This window comes from Yinghuangia aomiensis (assembly GCF_039542225.1).
In the GTDB taxonomy this organism is placed as follows: domain Bacteria; phylum Actinomycetota; class Actinomycetes; order Streptomycetales; family Streptomycetaceae; genus Yinghuangia; species Yinghuangia aomiensis.
The window spans coordinates 1-1,408 of the sequence record NZ_BAABHS010000089.1; the positions used below are offsets into that span (position 1 = coordinate 1).

At 67.5% G+C, this 1,408-nt stretch carries 1 protein-coding gene; it reads left to right on the plus strand.

The features are described from left to right. Positions 1-161 precede the first annotated feature (161 nt). Entirely contained in the window at positions 162-1,379 is a 1,218-nt protein-coding gene (locus tag ABEA93_RS41945) for an IS256 family transposase (protein ID WP_345681282.1), read from the plus strand. Positions 1,380-1,408 lie beyond the last annotated feature (29 nt).

Below are 1,408 nucleotides of genomic sequence, written 5' to 3' on the forward strand. Positions count from 1 at the left end.
GGATGGCGTCCCGCTGAGTGGTGTAGCTGATGTTGGCGGGGATGCGCGCCGGTCGTGTGCCGGTGTGTGCGCCGTCTGCCGGTGGACGCGCCCTTGAAAACGGGGCGGGCCACCGTGCAACTCTCCGAGGTGAACGGGCAGTTCGACCTTGGGGGTGCACGATGGCCTTGTCCCAGCATGACCTACTCCGCCTGCTGGAGTCACTACGTTCGGCAGACGGTCTTGAACTCGTCCGCAGTGTCGCCGAGCGGATGCTGCAGGAGCTGATCGAGGCCGAAGCCGCCGCGCAGATCGGCGCCGAGTGGGGCGAACGCACCGAGGCCCGCACCGGATACCGCAACGGCCACCGCGACAAGACGCTGACCACGCCAGCCGGCGACCTGGAACTCGCGATCCCGAAACTGCGGGCCGGGAGCTTCTTCCCCAGCCTGCTCGAGCGCCGCCGCCGCATCGACCAGGCCCTCTACGCGGTCGTCATGGAGGCCTACGTCCACGGGGTGTCCACCCGTTCGGTCGACGACCTGGTCCGGGCCCTCGGCTCGGACACCGGCATCTCCAAGAGCGAGGTCTCAAGGATCTGCGCCGACCTCGACGAACACCTCGAAGCGTTCCGGACCAGGCCGCTGGACCACACCCGGTTCCCCTACCTCTACCTCGACGCCACCTACGTCAAAGCCCGCGTCGACCACCGGATCGTCTCCCAGGCCGTGGTCATCGCCACCGGCGTCACCCAGGACGGCGGCCGCGAGGTCCTCGGCGTCATGGTCGGCGACAGCGAGACCGAGGCCTTCTGGACGCAGTTCCTGCGCTCGTTGCGCGAACGCGGCCTGACCGGCGTCCGCCTGGTCCTGTCCGACAGCCATGCCGGCCTGGTCAAAGCCGTCCGCACCGTGATGATCGGAGCCGCCTGGCAGCGCTGCCGCGTCCACTTCGTCCGCAACGTCTTCGCCGTCATCCCCAAAGGCGCCGCGGAAATGGTCGCCGCGACCATCCGCACCATCTTCGCCCAACCCAGCGCCGACGCGGTCCGCACCCAACTCGACCAAGTCGCGGACATGCTCGGCCGACAGTTCCCCAAGGTCAAGGACATGCTCCTCGACGCCAAGGACGACCTGACAGCGTTCGCGGACTTCCCCCACCAGCACTGGAAGAAGATCCAGTCGACCAACCCCCTCGAACGCCTGAACCGCGAGATCAAACGCCGCTCCGACGTCGTCCAGGTCTTCCCGAACACCGACGCCGTCACCCGGCTGACCACCGCCGTCCTCGCCGAACTCCACGATGAATGGATCGCCTTCCCCCGCCGCTACCTCTCCAGCGACAGCATGAACAGCCTCTATCCCGACACTGCAGCCCTCACCACCGGCACCACCGACTGATCAGCTACACCACCTCAAGGGACATGACC